12 protein-coding genes are annotated in these 16,817 nt (G+C 50.2%); 7 read left to right on the plus strand and 5 right to left on the minus strand.

Annotation, left to right across the window (positions count from 1 at the left end; translation table 11 throughout):
- Positions 1–12: 12 nt before the first annotated feature.
- The 5 genes from ACTJJJ_RS12625 to ACTJJJ_RS12645 all read right to left on the minus strand — a co-directional run bounded on the left by ACTJJJ_RS12625 (position 13) and on the right by ACTJJJ_RS12645 (position 6,427).
- Entirely contained in the window at positions 13–1,311 is a 1,299-nt protein-coding gene (locus ACTJJJ_RS12625) for a hypothetical protein (protein ID WP_440701962.1), read from the minus strand.
- A 47-nt stretch (positions 1,312–1,358) separates the two neighbouring features.
- Positions 1,359–2,726 (minus strand): neutral/alkaline non-lysosomal ceramidase N-terminal domain-containing protein, encoded by a 1,368-nt coding sequence (locus ACTJJJ_RS12630; protein ID WP_440701963.1) that lies wholly within the window; start codon positions 2,724–2,726, stop codon positions 1,359–1,361.
- Positions 2,723–4,114, minus strand: coding sequence for a DegT/DnrJ/EryC1/StrS family aminotransferase (locus ACTJJJ_RS12635; protein ID WP_440701964.1), 1,392 nt, complete (start codon positions 4,112–4,114; stop codon positions 2,723–2,725). The genes ACTJJJ_RS12630 and ACTJJJ_RS12635 overlap by 4 nt, the downstream gene beginning before the upstream one ends.
- A gap of 33 nt (positions 4,115–4,147) precedes the next feature.
- Positions 4,148–5,152 carry a Gfo/Idh/MocA family protein gene (locus tag ACTJJJ_RS12640; RefSeq protein WP_440701965.1) on the minus strand — a complete coding sequence of 335 codons (1,005 nt, stop codon included), beginning with the start codon at positions 5,150–5,152 and terminating at the stop codon, positions 4,148–4,150.
- A 216-nt stretch (positions 5,153–5,368) separates the two neighbouring features.
- Positions 5,369–6,427 carry a LacI family DNA-binding transcriptional regulator gene (locus tag ACTJJJ_RS12645; protein ID WP_440701966.1) on the minus strand — a complete coding sequence of 353 codons (1,059 nt, stop codon included), beginning with the start codon at positions 6,425–6,427 and terminating at the stop codon, positions 5,369–5,371.
- A 186-nt stretch (positions 6,428–6,613) separates the two neighbouring features.
- Here ACTJJJ_RS12645 and ACTJJJ_RS12650 point away from each other — a divergent pair, with 186 nt between their 5' ends.
- The 7 genes from ACTJJJ_RS12650 (at position 6,614) to ACTJJJ_RS12680 (ending at position 16,771) form a co-directional block, all read left to right on the plus strand.
- Entirely contained in the window at positions 6,614–7,822 is a 1,209-nt protein-coding gene (locus ACTJJJ_RS12650) for a sterol desaturase family protein (protein WP_440701967.1), read from the plus strand.
- A 212-nt stretch (positions 7,823–8,034) separates the two neighbouring features.
- Entirely contained in the window at positions 8,035–11,130 is a 3,096-nt protein-coding gene (locus ACTJJJ_RS12655; RefSeq protein ID WP_440701968.1) for a SusC/RagA family TonB-linked outer membrane protein, read from the plus strand.
- A 13-nt stretch (positions 11,131–11,143) separates the two neighbouring features.
- Positions 11,144–12,739: a RagB/SusD family nutrient uptake outer membrane protein gene (locus tag ACTJJJ_RS12660; RefSeq protein WP_440701969.1), complete on the plus strand. Its 1,596-nt coding sequence runs from the start codon at positions 11,144–11,146 to the stop codon at positions 12,737–12,739.
- A gap of 86 nt (positions 12,740–12,825) precedes the next feature.
- Positions 12,826–14,265, plus strand: a complete 1,440-nt coding sequence (locus ACTJJJ_RS12665; protein ID WP_440701970.1) for a sulfatase family protein — start codon at positions 12,826–12,828, stop codon at positions 14,263–14,265.
- Between the two features lie 80 nt (positions 14,266–14,345).
- The gene (locus tag ACTJJJ_RS12670; protein WP_440701971.1) at positions 14,346–14,627 is read left to right on the plus strand and encodes a type II toxin-antitoxin system RelE/ParE family toxin; all 282 of its coding nucleotides are present in this window, start codon (positions 14,346–14,348) and stop codon (positions 14,625–14,627) included.
- A gap of 5 nt (positions 14,628–14,632) precedes the next feature.
- Complete coding sequence (locus ACTJJJ_RS12675; RefSeq protein WP_426292856.1) at positions 14,633–14,935, plus strand: HigA family addiction module antitoxin; 303 nt, start codon at positions 14,633–14,635, stop codon at positions 14,933–14,935.
- A gap of 390 nt (positions 14,936–15,325) precedes the next feature.
- On the plus strand, positions 15,326–16,771 hold the full coding sequence (locus ACTJJJ_RS12680) for an arylsulfatase (protein ID WP_440701972.1): 1,446 nt from the start codon (positions 15,326–15,328) through the stop codon (positions 16,769–16,771).
- Positions 16,772–16,817: the final 46 nt, after the last annotated feature.

Genomic DNA, 16,817 nt, shown 5'->3' on the forward strand with positions numbered 1-16,817 from the left:
GTTAATATCTGGTTATTGAAACGGGTTAGGGATTTTGACAAGATCCTGGATAATCTTGCCCTCATACTCGAAACGGGCCAATGTATAAACACTACCATCAGCACCGACGGCAATGGAGTTCACATAAGTAGGCCGCTCGCCGTCATCATAAAAGATGGCCCCGTGGTCTTTATATGTATGGGTAGGTAAATGATACGTAATTAAATGCAGATTTTCCAGTCCGCGCGCTGCTCCTTTTGCAATTTGATCCTCGCCTTTGACGCGCTTGCCATCCTCAAAAATAGGTCCACCGGTAAGGTAATAGATTGTTTTACCATCCGGACCGAGCTGAAAACCGAGGTAACCATAGCTGAACTGGTCGAACATGCCGCTTTTGCGCGAAGGTTCGGAAGTAATGCGCTCCACCAGCTCGATTCTCTCCGCACGCGGGTCGAACCGGAATAGGTAACCCGAGTTGCCGTGCACACCATAAGCCACCTGCTCTTTGGGATGCCAGAATATCTTCCGCCAGTTGTAGCACATGCTGCCGGGGCGCGTCGGGTCGTATTTGCCGAAATAGTCCAGCCGCAAATCCACGTTTTCGAGTTTGTGAAGGATTTGGGATTCAGGATTGTAAGTGAAAATATCACCGTCCGCCACCGAGAAATAAACATCACCTAATTCCGCATCCACAAACAACGACCGGCAAAGGGAGCGGAAATCGGTACCAGGCGTGCCTGCTTCGCCTTTGTGCGAAATCGGGCCAAGGTTTTTCAGGACATTATTTTCAAGATCGTAATGGATGAAATGACCATAGGGCCAGCTAATGCCGTACAAATGCCCGCGGTCACGGTCCATCGTCATGGAGACCATGCCCTCGCCATTGGGTACCAAAGCAAGGTTTTCGAATGCGCCGGTTTGTAAATCATAGGAAAGAAAATGCCCGCCCGGGTACAATGCGTAGCCTTCGGGAGCTTGCTCGGGGAGGCGGTCCATGCCGTCGATGAGCTGGTAGTAGCCCACGTGCGTCGAGAAATAGAGCTTTCCATTTCTTTCGTAAAAACGGACGTGGCTTTTGCCCTGCGGAATGGCTTTCAGATCCTTCTCGCCGCAAATCTCGGTAAGGTCGCCGAGATGTTTAGTGGCGTCGGTAGCCGGGTCGTACACAAACATCTGCCCGCCGATCTCATGGTTATCCGACGAGAGCAGGTAGTAAATTTTCCCGTCGCTCGCAGCCGAGAGCGCGTTGTACGTGTCGTGCGCGCGCGAAAAGCCCGAGTAGTAATGCTTTGCGATTAAAGGTTTAGGCTCTGCGAGCGGCTCGAAAGTCATAGAGTAATCGATACTGTTCACGGGTAGGGGCAGACTTTGGATAAACACTAATTCTTGATAACCTTCGATTCCGGTTTGACAACCCCGGCCTGTTTCGCCAGTTGCACCATCCCATTCAATATTTCAATTTCGACATCCGACGCCCAGGTTGCGGGCAGGCCATACACGATAGCGGCCACTTCGCCCTCGTACCCGCCCTCGCGCAGGATGGTCGTGCTCGGGATGTAGGTCATCACATCATTGGAATAGCCCATTACAAACGTGTCCTGACCGAATATCTTTTTCAAATTAATCGCATAATCCACCACCAACTCGCCACCGAGCGTCATTATCGCCTGGTCGCCGAGTTTCCATACCTGCAACGGGAAAGGGTAGGAGGTCTGAAATGGCTTCTTCTCGTCGATCTGCGCGATCATCCGTTTGGCCCATTTTTGCTGGAAACCGGTCGCTTTTTCGGCCATTGCCGAGAGTTGCTGCCGGGTAGGAGCCGTGGTTAGCGAAAGGGTTACTTCATGATAGGCAGTTGAAAGCTGTGGTGCCAGAGATTTCATTTCTTCACTTAACACTCGTTCCACGGCCGCTGCAAGCGTTTTACCATACTGAATAGCCAGTGGCACGGTATGCCGGGGCAACGGGTTCTGATCCGCACCTGCTCCCTGGAAAAACAATGCGGTAGCACCCGGATACAACTTTTCCAACTCAATCTGCGCCCAGCCGGGATAGTCGCCCGACCATTGGTAACCGTCCAACACGGTAGGATGGCAGGCATATCCGAATGCAATCGCGATGATTTTACCTTTCGCATCGGACACTTTCAGTACGGGTACGGCCGGGTCACCGGGGCCGGTGATTTCGGTTAATCTTTCCAACGTCGCCGCATCGTTATTCCGACGGTTTACCTGAAAGCGCGTCACGCCATTGCGCGTTTCGATCGTGGCGGGTTGCAATGCTTTTAATGCATCGCCGGTCAAAGTCACGATCTGGTCAATCAGCTTAGTGGAATACTGATCGATTTTCTTTTGATCCCCTTCATTCAAAGGATAAATATCCGACAATGCGGCCCCGAGCACGGGCCCGGAATGCGTGTGCGAACTGTTGAGAATAATCTGTGCTTTGGAAAGTTTATAGCGGTCATTGATTTTGGTCCTAATCTCATCAGACATCGCTTTTGGAAAGCCCAGTAAATCGGTCGTAATCAGTACCGCCTGCTTGCCATCGGCGTCCTGAATGGCCAATGCTTTCGCCCAAATATCGTGCAGTTTTCCCTCGGATGCATGCGTACGCGCCGCGAAGCCCGCCATCCACATCGGTTCAGCAGGGGTGATTGCCACTTTGGCCACACCGGCTTTCCAGCCCTGCGCGTGTGCGGGGAGCAAGGCAAAAAGCAACAAAGACAATGCGATAGCTATCCTCATTTCTGTCCGAGCGTTTTGATCTTGTCGACGTTGCTGTGGATTTTTTCGATCGCCGAAGCAATGGCTTTCATATCGTCCTTCGTGCCGAGCAGCATGTTTTGGGTAAACCAGACCGCTTCTTCGTTACAAATCTTATCATTCACCGGGCATTTGTTCTGCTCGTTGTACTTATTAATGTCGAGCATTTCCTTCGGATACATTCTCCGGTAGTTCTCCGATTTAAAGGTTTCATGCAAAAATGGCTGCGTATTAAGGGGCGAATAGCCGCTCATGCACGGTACGCCTTCGGTTTTTACAGCCTTGATAAAGCTCTCGCGGGAAAGCCCCTTGAACCCATCCTTCTGATAACGGAAAGCAAACAAATGAAAAGCACCGCGGTTGACCTTGTCGTATAATTTATACGGAACAATACCCGGAATATCCTTGATTTGCGATTTAAGGTACTCGGCGTTCTCATTGCGTGTGGTTGTCTGGGCATCGAGCCGTTTCAACTGTGCGATGCCAATGGCTGCCTGATATTCCGAAAAGCGCAGTTTTGTACCCTGCATCACACTGCCGGTACTCACCGAGCCGACAGCTGTGCCATATGGATTCCCGAAATTGTGATAAGAATAGCACAAATCCATAAAATGCTCGTCATTGCTCACAATAGCCCCACCTTCGCCAATGGGTAGATTTTTGGAGTTCTGAAAACTGAAACAGCCCACGTTGCCAATCGTGCCGACCTTCTTTTTATCATATTCAGCCAAATGGGCCTGGCACGCATCCTCGATCACCAACAGCTTATGCTTTTTGGCAATAGTCATGATCCTGTCCATATCTACAGGTAGCCCCAGCACGTGCACCGCCATAATGGCTTTGGTCCGCGGGGTGATTTTAGCCTCGATTTTTGCGGGATCGATCTGGAACGTTTCCGCATCGATATCCACGAAAACCGGCATCGCGCCATTGGACAAAATCGAGGAGACCGAAGCGATAAACGTGTAGGGTGGCACCAATACTTCATCCCCTGCCCCGATACCTAACTGATTGATAGCGATGACGAGTGCATTGGTGCCGTTGACCACCGCAAGACTTCTTTTAACATTCAATGCCGCTGCCCATTCCTTTTCAAATTGCGTCACAACGTCGGCCCGTGACCAAATCCCGCTCCGTACCACTTCCAGCAGCTGTTTTTCGTCCGTTTCCGGGTTCCATTGCGGCCAGACCGGCCATTTTACCTCCGCCCAGGCCGACGGCCCGCCCAATATCGCCGGCACGTGCGCCGACTTGGACCCAATTACCGGCAGCGCGGCAACCGGTGAGGAAGCAAGGGCCACACCCAGCCCTGCCAGTGAATTCTGTTTCAAAAACGTTCTTCGCGACAATCTGGAGCTGAATGCTTTCATGGGACAAACAGGTTATGGGTTGATTTAAGGAGTCTATTTTTTGCCAGCCTTGGCGAGCACGCTTTCCAGCGTTACGCTCTTCCCGCCCTGGCGTTTGCTTTCATCGGCTGCTTCCATGAAAGCGAATATTTCAATGGTTTCTTCGGGGGTAACCGGCACTTCACCGGTTTTGAAATACTTGATAATATCGACCAAAAGTGGTTCATAACCACCATAAGGGCCTAAAACTTTGTTGCCATCTTCGGTGAAAACAGTTCCACCGTAGTCGTGTTTGCCTGTGCGCGTGCCCCGGAATGTGCCCGTTCGGCCGTCGCCCCAGATGCCTACCACGATGTCGGTGTTGGGCGTGTTCACGCGTGTTACACTTTTGCAGCCCGTACCCATCACCGTATACAGCGTTTCCACGCCGTGGATGCCGTACCAGAAGAAATCAGGGTGTGTTTTTTCAAGAACGGCAGGGCTATACGTATCTGCGCCGAGTACTTTCTTCTTGTCGATGCTTTCGATCCCTTTGATATACCGCAGTGAGGAGGCTGTAAAAATGGGTATATTATACTTTTTCGAAGCCTCGTAAATTTTCAAGGTATCCGAAAGCGAAGCGGCGACAGGCTTGTCGATAAACATTCTTTTTCCCGCTTTGAAAACTTCCAGCGCTTGTTCCAAATGCAAACGACCGTCGTTGGTTTCAAGCAAAATCACGTCCGTTTTGCCCAGCAACTCCTTGATCGAGCCGACGATCTCGACACCCATTTTCTTTACTTCTTCGATGTAGCCGGGAATGCGCTTCGTGCTCGACTCGATGTCTTTGCTCCCGTAAGGATAGGCTGCCACCACTTTATAACCATCATAAACCGCATCTGGTGATGCTGCATTCAAAGCTTTGGTAAATGCAATGGCATGGGAGGTGTCCAACCCGATAATGCCGAGCCTCTTACCTTCCGCAGGCCCGGCCAGCGCAGACAAATGATCGATTAGACCCAGCCCGATCCCGGCGGTTGCCGATTGGAAAATAAACTTTCGTCTACTAAGCGAATGCATAAAATATAGGGAAAAGAGTTCAGGAATAGTCAGCCCGTTTTCAGTTTCGGGTACGTACCCGTAAATATACACACATATTTTAATTTACAAGTAATTGCGGTTGTTGTTTACAAGAAATTTTGCCGTGAGATTGATTTTGATGATTAAATGCTGCGTTTTGGTGTCAATGCAACATTTAATGCGAATAGAGGGCACGAAGGTTCTCCTTCGCGCCCTCTAGTTCTGATAAAACGCCTGGTTCTCCTTCGTGACAATATCGATCGGCATGAAATGCGTCTTTTCTACCGGCGCGCCGAGGACGAGCGTCTGGTACAGCGCCATGAGCCCGCGGTAACCTTGTTCTTCGGGTTTGTGGCAGATCAGGAAGTCAATCAGCTCCTTGTTCAGATAGGCGATATTTTCTTTTAAATAATCATAACCAATCAGCGAAATGTCGGAGCGTTTATTCTTTTCGAGGAATGCGGCGACGGAGAAAACGCGCGAATTGGTCACGAAAATCGCTTCTATGTCGTCGTGCTGGTGCAATGCGCGCGTGAGATCGCGGGTGACGGACAGGCTGTCGGTGTCTTTGATATCGATCCGGATGATCTCGATCGGCAGGTTATGGTCCTTGAAATAGGAGCGGAAACCCTCTTCGATTTGCAGGTAATTATAGCTGTCGGTCTCTTTGGAAATGTTCACGACTGCCACTTTATGCTTCTCTTTCAGGCGATAGGTCGAAAGTTTGGCACCCACATAACCACTTTGGAATAAATGCGGCCCGATGTAGCAGAGGTTGTCCTCATTGGGCACGTCGGAATCGATGAATACGAATGGTATCTTTTTCTCCCGGCAGGCACGGACGAATTTCCGGGATTCCTCAATAAACGACGGGGCCAGCAGGACTCCTTTAAAACCGGCATCGAGAATAGCCGCGGCCTGTTCGTTGAACGTGGCCGGATCGTTGAGGTCAAAATAGAAAGTTGCAACCTGCACACCATATTTTTTGATCTCCGAATCGGCGCGGGAAATACCTTTCATTGGAGCCTCCCAGAAATCGGTTTCTTCCGAAACGCGCGGAATGAGTACAGCCAGAGAGATGATTTTCTTCGAAGCAAGGCGGCTGGCGAGGATATTCGGCTGGTAATCCAGCTCCTTGATAATGTCGTTGATCTTCTTCTTCGTCTTTTCCGAAACGCCCGAGCGGTTATGCAAAACACGATCGACGGTCGCAATGGAGACGTTGGCACGGCGGGCGATTTCTTTCACCCCATAATAGGTATTTTCTTTTTCCATCCGGAAAAGGGAGGTTTGGTATCAGTAGCTAAACCCAGCAAGCTGTTGAGCCCGCGTTGTAAAAGCACGAATAAAAGGGTTTTAGATTTTATTTAATGGTTTTCCCTCAAATTTTTGGCAAATACAATCGCGCATTCAATCTTTGTATATATAATCTATTAATTAAATATAGTAAAAGAACCGGTTATGGCGCTGAACTACATGGCATTGGCTGTCCCATTATTCCTTCTGCTGATCGGGATTGAATATTGGGTTTCGAAGCGCCTTGGGCGGCAGTTGTTCAATTTCAACAGCTCCGTTGCCAATATGAATGTGGGTGTCTTAGAACGGCTTATCGACATGTTTACGGCCGGGTCGTTCTTCTTTTTTTACGATTATATTCAAAAAAATTACGGACTGTTTGAGATCCGGCCGAGCCTGCTCGTCTGGATCGCGTTGATCCTAGCGACCGATTTTGTTTGGTACTGGTATCACCGAATGGGGCATAAGATCAATCTTTTCTGGGGCTTCCACGTCGTGCACCATACCAGCGAGGAATTCAATTATACCGCCGGCACACGCATTACCATTTTCCAGGCAGTTGTGCGAACGGCATTCTGGTCGGTACTGCCGCTGATAGGCTTCCCGGCGCCGATGATCACCACCATGCTCATCGTCCATGGACTCTACCCATTCTTCACACATACGCAGGTGATCGGAAAGCTGGGGATTCTAGAATACATCATGGTAACGCCGTCGCACCACCGCGTGCATCACGCGAGTAACGAGGCGTATCTTGACAAGAATTTTGGCGACATGTTCATTATTTGGGACAAGCTTTTCGGCACGTTCGCCGAGGAAAAGGAGGAGCCGGTTTATGGCCTTACCAAGCAACTCGACAGTTACAGTTTCCTCTGGCAGCATTTCCATTTCCTCGTGGAGATATGGTATTCTGCCCAGCAAAAAAAGGGCATTATTGCCAAGCTGAAAGTCATTTTCGGGAGTCCGGCCGACTTTGACCCAGCCGTCCGGAGGATTGTTGAAAAGCGTTTTTTATCCAAAAACAAAGTACGTGTGCGATCGCAGAAGTTCAGGCGATATGTGCTCGTGCAGTTTACGATTACAGTCATCACTTTGTTTTTTCTCCTACTTTTCGAACATCAGGAAGAAACATTCCTGCAAGTAATGGTAGCCCTCGTGATATTCGTGACGCTTATCAACTGTGGTGCGATTCTCGAACAACGCCGTTGGGTGTTCTACCTCGAATTCGCCCGCGGCGCATTGATCTTCATCACAGCTTACCATTATTTCCCACACCCGACACTGCTGTTCCTGATCTGGGCTGTGCTTATCGGCGGCGTATTATACTTTTCGACTTTGCAGAAGCAGTACCTGCAAACGATCTACGGCCGATGAGTAAAATCGGCCATCTTGTATTTTTCACATAACAAGTAGCAGTAATCCTTAAAAATTGCCCGATTTGTGCAGAATTAAGTAAACACAAGTTGCTTGCTGCTGATTCTGTATTTTACTTTGCCTATATATTTAATAGGATTTGTAGTTTATTCTAAACCCATTTACGACCACCAATTCCGCTGCCAGACTCCGGCGCCATTTTACTAATTACTATGTTCCAAAATCTATCCAGAAACTCTCTCCTGAGCAGAGGCCGGCTACTCGTGGCTTTGCTGCTCTTCGGCCTCAGCGCCTTCGCCCAGAACATCACCGTGAAAGGCACCGTCACGTCCGCCGCCGATAATGGCTCGTTACCGGGCGTCAATATTGTCGTGAAAAACACACTTATCGGTACCTCGACCGATGCGGATGGTAAGTTTGAGATCAATGCGCCGTCCGGCGGGATCCTGGTTTTCTCCGGGATCGGGTACGTTACCCAGGAAGTGGCGGTGAATGGCCGAACTGCGATCGATATCAAGCTGGCTGCTGACACAAAGCAGTTGGAGGAAGTAGTGGTGGTAGGCTACGGTACGCAAAAACGGAATGCGCTCACTAACTCCGTGTCGCAGATCAGCGGCGAGGCAATTACCAAACGGCCCGCATCGAATATCCAGCAGTCGCTCCAAGGGCTTATGCCCGGTGTGACGGTGCTCGACCAGGGCGGATCGCCTGGCAAGTCGAATACCAATATCCGTGTGCGGGGGATCACCACATTCAATATCAACGGCAGCAGCACCAGTGGTTATGATTTGGGGAAGAACGATGCATTGGTGATCGTCGACGGTATCGAGCAACGCCTGAGCGATATTAACCCGGACGATATCGAATCGGTTTCGGTTTTGAAGGATGCTTCTTCGACTGCCATTTACGGTTCACGCGCGACGAACGGGGTTATTCTCGTCACCACGAAGCGTGCCAAAGGCGGAAAAGTACAGGTGGATTACCACGGGTATTATGCGATCCAGAAATCGAATAATGTGCCTAAAATGATGGGAATCGAGGCTTACATGCGCGAGCAGGTGGCTGCATACACCAATGCGGGCCTGGCAGTTCCGGCGCGTTTTACGGAGCAATCCATTCAGGCGTATGTCAATGCAACCGACCGCGAAAAGTACCCGATGCCCAATACCTGGTTCGAAACGATGCTCCGCTCGGCACCTCAGCAGAACCACACGATTTCCGTAGCAGGCGGGACAGACGTGATTCGCACGCGGCTAAGCGCCCGGTTTCAGGATCAGCAGGGTGTTATTGCGGGTTATTCTAATAAAATCGGTGAATTCCGCTTGAATACGGATTATAATGTTTCGAAACGTTTGCGCGTGAGTGGCGACATTAACTACCGCTATGCACGCGCATTGAACCCGACGGTAAACAACACCGGCAATAATCCGCAGCCGCTGAACAACTTCTTCCACGGCACATTGTGGGCTGTACCCAAATATGCGGATGGTACCTATGGGCTGAGTACGCAGGGTAATAACCCTTTGATGTTTAACGAAATAGGCGGCCAGTCGCGGCAGTTGACGGATTACCTGGCAGGTTATGTTAAAGCAGAATTTGATATTGCGGAAGGTTTGACGTTCTCTACCCAAATCGCCGGTCGGGGCACATTTACGAATCAGAAAAACTACACCAATGCCTACACCAACACCGACAAGAATACCAACATTACCAAAACCGTAGCCATTAACTCCCTTACGGAGGTTCGCAATACGTTGCGGGAATACACGATCAACAACTTGCTTACCTATGAAAAAAGCTTCGGCGATCACGGTTTGAAAGCATTGGTGGGTTACTCGCAGATCGGTAATACGCAGACTTTCCTTTCGGCTTACCGCGAGCGGTTCTATAATAATGATATCGGGTCGATAGGCCAGGGAGCGAATGATGGCACCAAAAGCAATACAGGTAACGATGCCGAATATGGACTGCGCTCTTATTTCGGCCGGGTTAATTATGATTATAAAGAGAAATACCTTTTCGAAGCGAATGGTCGCTACGATGGTTCTTCCAAATTTACCGGGTCGAAACAGTATAGTTTTTTCCCTTCGTTCTCGGCAGGATGGCGTATTTCGAAGGAAAATTTCTGGGAGGGACTTGAAAAAACTGTCAACGACCTGAAACTGCGCGGTTCGTGGGGCATTACCGGAAACCAGTCGGTGGATCTGTACAGCTACTACTCCGCATTGACGGCCCTCGGATACAGCTTCGGCGGCACGCCGGTGCAAGGTTACCGTCCGACTACATTGGCCAACACCGGCCTCGGCTGGGAGTCGACTACGCAGCTTGATCTGGGTATCGACGCAACTTTCCTTAACAAACGCCTCACATTCACTGCTGATTACTACCGAAAGCTCACCGATGACATTCTCCTGAACCTCGACATTCCCGCGACCATCGGTTTGAAAGCGCCCCCTCAGAATGCAGGATCGGTGGAAAATAAGGGTTGGGAGTTCAGCCTCAACTATCGTGGTGCAGCGAGTACTTCGGGTTTCCGCTATACGCTCGGCGGGAACCTGAGTATTAACGAAAACAAAGTGACGGATTTGAAAGGTACCGGTCCGTACATTACCGGGTCCGACATTGATCCACGCTACATTATTGCCAAAGGCCTGCCGATCAACACGCTTTGGGGGTATCAAACGGACGGTTTGTTCCAAACGCAACAGGAAATCACCGAATACAAAGCTACCTATGCGGCTAACACCAAGCCCGGCGACGTGAAATATGTGGATCGTAACGGGGACGGCAAGATCAACGCCGACGATATGACCGTAATCGGTAACTCGTTTCCGAAATACACATTCGGTTTGAATAGTGATTTCTCCTACAAAGGTTTCGATCTGAGCATTCTCTTCCAGGGTGCTGCGAAGGTAGATGCGCGTCTGGCGGGTGCGTTGGCAGAGATGGGTAACCAGGAAGGTTTTACCCACGAGATATACACCAACAATTACTGGACGCCGGAAAATACCGGCGCACGTTTCCCGCGCCCAACCAAATTCGACCTCCGCAATGTGGCTACTTCCGACCGTTTGGTAATTGACGGCTCTTACCTGCGTCTCAAAAACGTGCAGCTGGCCTACAACATTCCGTCCGAGATCGTGAGCAAACTGCATGTGAGCCGCATTCGTGTTTACACTTCCGCTACTAACCTGCTTACATTTTCGAAACTAAATGACTGGAACCTCGACCCCGAAGTGCCATCCGGCCGCGCCGTGTATTTCCCGCAGACCGCCTTGTACACATTTGGGTTGAACCTCTCATTCTGACCGTATTGATTTTATGAAAACAAATACATTCAAACATACCATTTACGCGGGTATCGCCGCTCTGATACTGGGCCTGGCCTCCTGCGATTCGGGCCTGCTCGAAACCGTTCCCAACGATCGCCTTTCCGAAGATTTGTTCTGGAAAACCGAAAGTGACGCCAAACTGGCCGTTAACTCGCTCTACACCGACCTCGACAGCACGACAGCCGTAACCTGGGATGGTATTACCGACCTTGCGCATACCAACCAGAGCTTTAACGTGGCCGCCTACATCGAAGCGGGAAGCTACGATGCGACAAGTTCCGTGATTTATGATGAATGGAAAAGGGCATACCGCGGCATTCGCGGTGTGAATTATTTCCTGGAAAACGTCGATAAAGTGCCAAGTACCAACACCGCACTGATCAACCAGCTGAAAGGCGAAGCGAAGGCATTGCGGGCATATCATTACCTGAAACTGGCCGGATTGTTTGGCCCGGTACCGCTGGTTACCTCGTCGATCAGCATCGACGAAGGCCGCGCGCTCACCAATACGCCGACTGAGGAAGTATGGGATTTTGTGGAAAAGGAATTGACGGAAGCAGCTGCATTGCTGCCCACCACCTATGGCGCTGCCGATAAGGGCCGCTTTACCAAAGGTGCCGCGCTCGGGCTGCTCGCCCGTGCGAACCTGTATGCGGGACGTTACCAGAAAGCTGCCGATGCGGCCGACCAGGTAATCAAGCTGGGTGTGTATGGTTTGTATGACTCGTATGAAAAGTTGTACAGCTATGCGGCTGAAAATAATAAGGAAGTGTTGCTCGATAAGCAGTATTTGAAGGATGTTTCTCAAAACAATGTTTTCAACCTGCTCGCGCCATACAGCCAGAAGAATGCACAAAGTACTTATGTCCCTACCAAAGCGTTGGTAGATACTTATGAAACGCTGGAAGGCAAGAAGATCACCGATCCTTCGAGCGGCTATGATCCCGCGAAACCCTATGTGAACCGCGATCCTCGCCTGAAATTCTCGGTATTCCTGGAAGGCGACGCATTACCCAGCGGCATTACCTTCCAGCCCCGCCCGACAAGCGGAACGGCCGATGCGATCGGTAGCACTTACATCGCTTCAACAACCGGTTTTAATATTAAAAAGTACATTAATACCGAAGATTTCGCGAACCCGACCAACAGCGGTATCAACATTATCCTGCTGCGTTATGCGGAAATATTGCTGACTTACGCGGAAGCAAAGATCGAGCTTGGTCAAACCGACGCGAGTGTGCTGGCGGCGATCAACCAGGTAAGAAATGGCCGTACGGACGTGAAGCAACCTTCGGTAACGGCTGCAACCCAGGCCGCGTTGCGCGAAATCGTAAGGCGGGAGCGGACTGTGGAGCTGGCATTTGAAGGCCAGCGGATCTTCGATATCCGCCGCTGGAAGATCGGGGAGCAGGTTATGAACGGGCCGGTGTTTGGTATTACTTATCCGGACAATACCGGCAAGCTCGTCACGGTGCAAGCGGCATCGTCCGATCGGGTTTTCGATGCGAGCCGTCACTACCTCTGGCCAATGCCGCAAAAGGAACGCGATTTGAACACGAACCTGCAACAAAATCCGAACTGGTAATTACTTTTGAGCTATGCGCAGTTTGGCACCAAGGAGGAACTTGGCGCCAAACTGCGCCAGCATTTACCTAAAACCAACCTTAAAATATGTTTCGAATATTTTCTCTGCTGCTGGTATCGATAGGCTTGTGTCTGTTGATGGCTTTCCAATCCGAAAAACCGGCAGCAAAAACACCCAACATCGTCCTCTTTTTTATCGACGACCTCGGCTACGGCGACATATCCGTGAATGGTGCATTGGGCTACAAAACGCCTAATCTCGACAAAATGGCCGAGGAGGGTACCCGTTTTACCAACTTCATGGCCGCGCAGGCCGTGTGTAGCGCATCCCGTGCCGCATTGCTGACGGGTTGTTATCCAAACCGTCTGGGCATTTCGGGAGCATTCGGGCCAAATGCTGGTGTGGGCCTCAATCCCAAAGAAGAAACGATCGCCGAAATTGTGAAAGCGCAAGGTTATGCCACCGGTATCTTCGGCAAATGGCATTTGGGCAGCGACCAGGAGTTTTTGCCTTTGCAACAGGGCTTTGATGAATATTACGGAGTGCCTTATTCGCACGACATGTGGCCGCTGCACCCCTGGCAGGAGCGGGCCAAATATCCGCCGCTGCATTGGATCGACGGCAACAAGCCGGTGAAGGAGATCAAAAACCTCGAAGATGCCAGCGAACTGACGCCGGTGATTACCGAAAAAGCAATTTCATTTATCAAACGAAACAAAAACAAGCCTTTCTTCCTCTACGTACCGCATCCGCTCCCGCACGTGCCCCTGGCCGCATCCGCGAAATTCCGTGGTAAAAGCGAAAGAGGGATTTTCGGTGACGTAATGATGGAACTCGATTGGTCAGTAGGGGAGATTATGAAGGAACTGAAAGCGCAGGGATTGGACAACAATACGCTCGTGATCTTTACCAGCGATAACGGCCCATGGCTCAACTACGGTGACCACGCCGGTTCTGCAGGCGGTTTTCGCGAGGGAAAAGGAACGTCGTTCGAAGGTGGCCAACGCGAGCCATGCATTATGCGCTGGCCGGGTGTGATCCCGGCGGGAAGGGTTTCCAATAAACTCCTCTCTACGCTCGACGTTCTGCCCACCATCGCGAAACTGACCAATGCGAAATTGCCGAAAGAAAAAATCGACGGTCTCGATTTCTCAGCATTGCTCAAAGGTGACGAAAGCCAGACGCCGCGCGAAAGTTTCCTGTATTATTATCGCAAAAACAGCCTCGAAGCCGTTCGCAAAGGCAACTGGAAACTCGTTTTCGCGCACCCGGGACGCACATATGAAGGTTCACTTCCTGGCAAAAACGGCCAACCCGGCCCAGCGCCGGAGGATCATCAATTTCCGCGGGCATTATATAACCTGGCCCGCGACCCGGGCGAACGTTACGACGTGCTGGAACAAAACCCGGAAATTGTAGCGGAACTGGAAAAGATCGCCGATGCCGCACGCGACGATATGGGGGACGACTTGCAGCAAAAGGCAGGAAAAAACGTTCGGGAAATAGGGCGTGCCGTTAAAAAATGAGAGGTGGTGTTTCTGGGCAGCAATGATAATATTGCTGCCCAGAAAAATTGTAACCCTCGGGGTTGCACACTATCTTTGCTATGATCAAGACTTTTAACCACAAAGGACTAAAACTGCTTTGGGAGAAAGACGATGCATCTAAGTTGCCGCCCGGGCAAGTCGAAAAGCTCAGGCGTATACTTTCAACATTGAATACAGCCAAAAGTCTTGATCCGATCAGGGCAATTCCCGGATACCGTTTGCATTCGCTGTCGGGTAGGTTGGAAGGGTTGTGGGCTGTTTGGGTTACCGGAAATTACCGGGTGTTATTCAGGTTTGAAAATGGTGATATATTCAATGTTGACTATGTCGATTATCATTGAACGTTATGGAAAGCGAAATGAAACCCGTACATCCGGGCGCGGTGCTACGCGAGGATATATTGAAAGAGATGAATATCTCTGTAACGAGAGCCGCAAAAGAGTTGAATGTTAGTCGCAAACAGCTTTCGGAGGTTGTCAATGAAACGGCAGCTGTATCGGCTGAAATGGCTGTGAGGCTGGAAAGCGGTTTCGGCGTCAGCGCGGACTTCTGGTTGGATATGCAGAAAAAATATGATATCTGGAAAGTCAGGGCGAGTGGCCGGGTGCAAAACATTCATAGAATAACTTCATTGCCGAGTTTCCAATAAAAAATGAAATGTGAATTCCACATTTCATTTGCTAGTTTAAAGTATTTATCTTTACTTTGTCTATCAAATAAGTAGATTATATCGGTCTTCCGATTGGCGATATTCAGAACGTATCTGCTTTTCCGATACCCTAAGAGACAGTCCTGGCGCGACTTGCCGGAATTTTCGGTGGTTGTCAATTCATGCCGGTCGTCCGGGCTGTCGTAGGGTATCGGAAACAAAGATACATCGCAATTTGCTTATTATGCTCCCGGTTCCCGGATTTTAAAGATCTGCCATTACCTCTGCCGAAACAGGCGCTTTCTCCCAATTTCGAAGACGCATACAGCGTTAAATTCAAGTAATCCAAGGGTTGCAATGTCTTTCTGAAGTGTATTAATCTAATCCCCAATGAAAAAGTATTGTTTTCTGGTTTCCCTCCTTGCCACAACGTTCTTACACCAAAATTCCCAAGCTCAAACCCCTAAGCCTTCACGCCCGAATATTGTTTTCATTCTCGCCGATGACCTCGGCTATGGCGATGTGGGTTTCAATGGACAAGTACTTATTAAAACGCCCAATATCGACCGTCTTGCACGGGAAGGGATGATTTTTAACCAGTTTTATGCCGGTACTTCGGTTTGCGCGCCATCGCGGTCGTCGCTGCTCACGGGTCAGCATACCGGGCATACGTATATCCGTGGAAATAAGGGCGTTGAGCCTGAAGGGCAGCAGCCTATTGCCGACTCCGTGGTCACGCTCGCAGAAGTACTCAAAAAGTCGGGGTACGTGACGGCGGCTTTCGGGAAGTGGGGTTTAGGTCCCGTCGGGTCGCAGGGCGATCCCAATAAGCAAGGTTTTGATCGTTTCTACGGATACAATTGCCAGAGCCTTGCGCACCGTTACTATCCCGAACATCTTTGGGACAACAGCAAAAAAATACCACTGGAAGGTAACAAAGGCCTCATTCACAACAAGGATTACGCACCGGACCTGATCCAGAAAAAGGCACTTAGTTTTGTGGATGCACAGGACGGTAAGCAGCCTTTCTTCTTGTTTTTGCCTTACATTCTTCCACATGCCGAGCTGGTTGTGCCGGACGACAGCCTTTTTAGATACTATAAGGGTAAATTTGATGAAAAGCCCTACAAAGGAGCTGATTACGGTCCCAGGGCTACCGATGGCGGTTATGCATCACAGGAGTTTCCCCGCGCGACTTTCGCAGCGATGGTCGCACGCCTGGATTTGTATGTAGGGCAGGTAGTAAGCAAATTGAAGGAAAAAGGCCTCGATAAAAATACATTGATCATTTTCACCAGCGATAACGGCCCCCATGTAGAAGGCGGAGCCGATCCGAAATTCTTCAATAGCAGTGCAGGTTTCCGGGGTGTGAAACGTGACTTGTATGAAGGCGGTATTCGAGAGCCATTTGCCGCACGCTGGCCTGCGGTTATCAAGCCGGGTTCGAAAAGCGACTATATCGGGGCATTCTGGGACATTCTGCCAACTTTTGCTGAGCTGGCCAATGCATCGGCGCCTCGCAATATCGACGGCATTTCATTTACAGATGCTCTCAAAGGCAAGCCGACGCAAAAAAAGCACGATTATTTGTATTGGGAATTCCACGAACAAGGTGGAAGGCAGGCGGTACGCCAGGGCAACTGGAAGGCGGTCCGATTGAAAGCGGCAGGTAATCCCGATGCGCTGGTTGAGCTCTACGATCTTTCAAAAGACCCGCAGGAAAAAAGCAATGTGACGCCCCAGTTTCCCGATAAGGCCAAAGAACTGGGCCAAATCATGAACCGGGCGCATGTTTCGTCGGCAATTTTTCCTTTTGGGAGCTTGGCGACGAACTAACCAAAGAAGCCCTGGTCATCCACAAAATGATCAGGGCTTCTTTGGT

It is taken from the genome of Dyadobacter sp. 22481 (assembly GCF_052044875.1).
In the GTDB taxonomy this organism is placed as follows: Bacteria; Bacteroidota; Bacteroidia; order Cytophagales; family Spirosomataceae; genus Dyadobacter; species Dyadobacter endophyticus.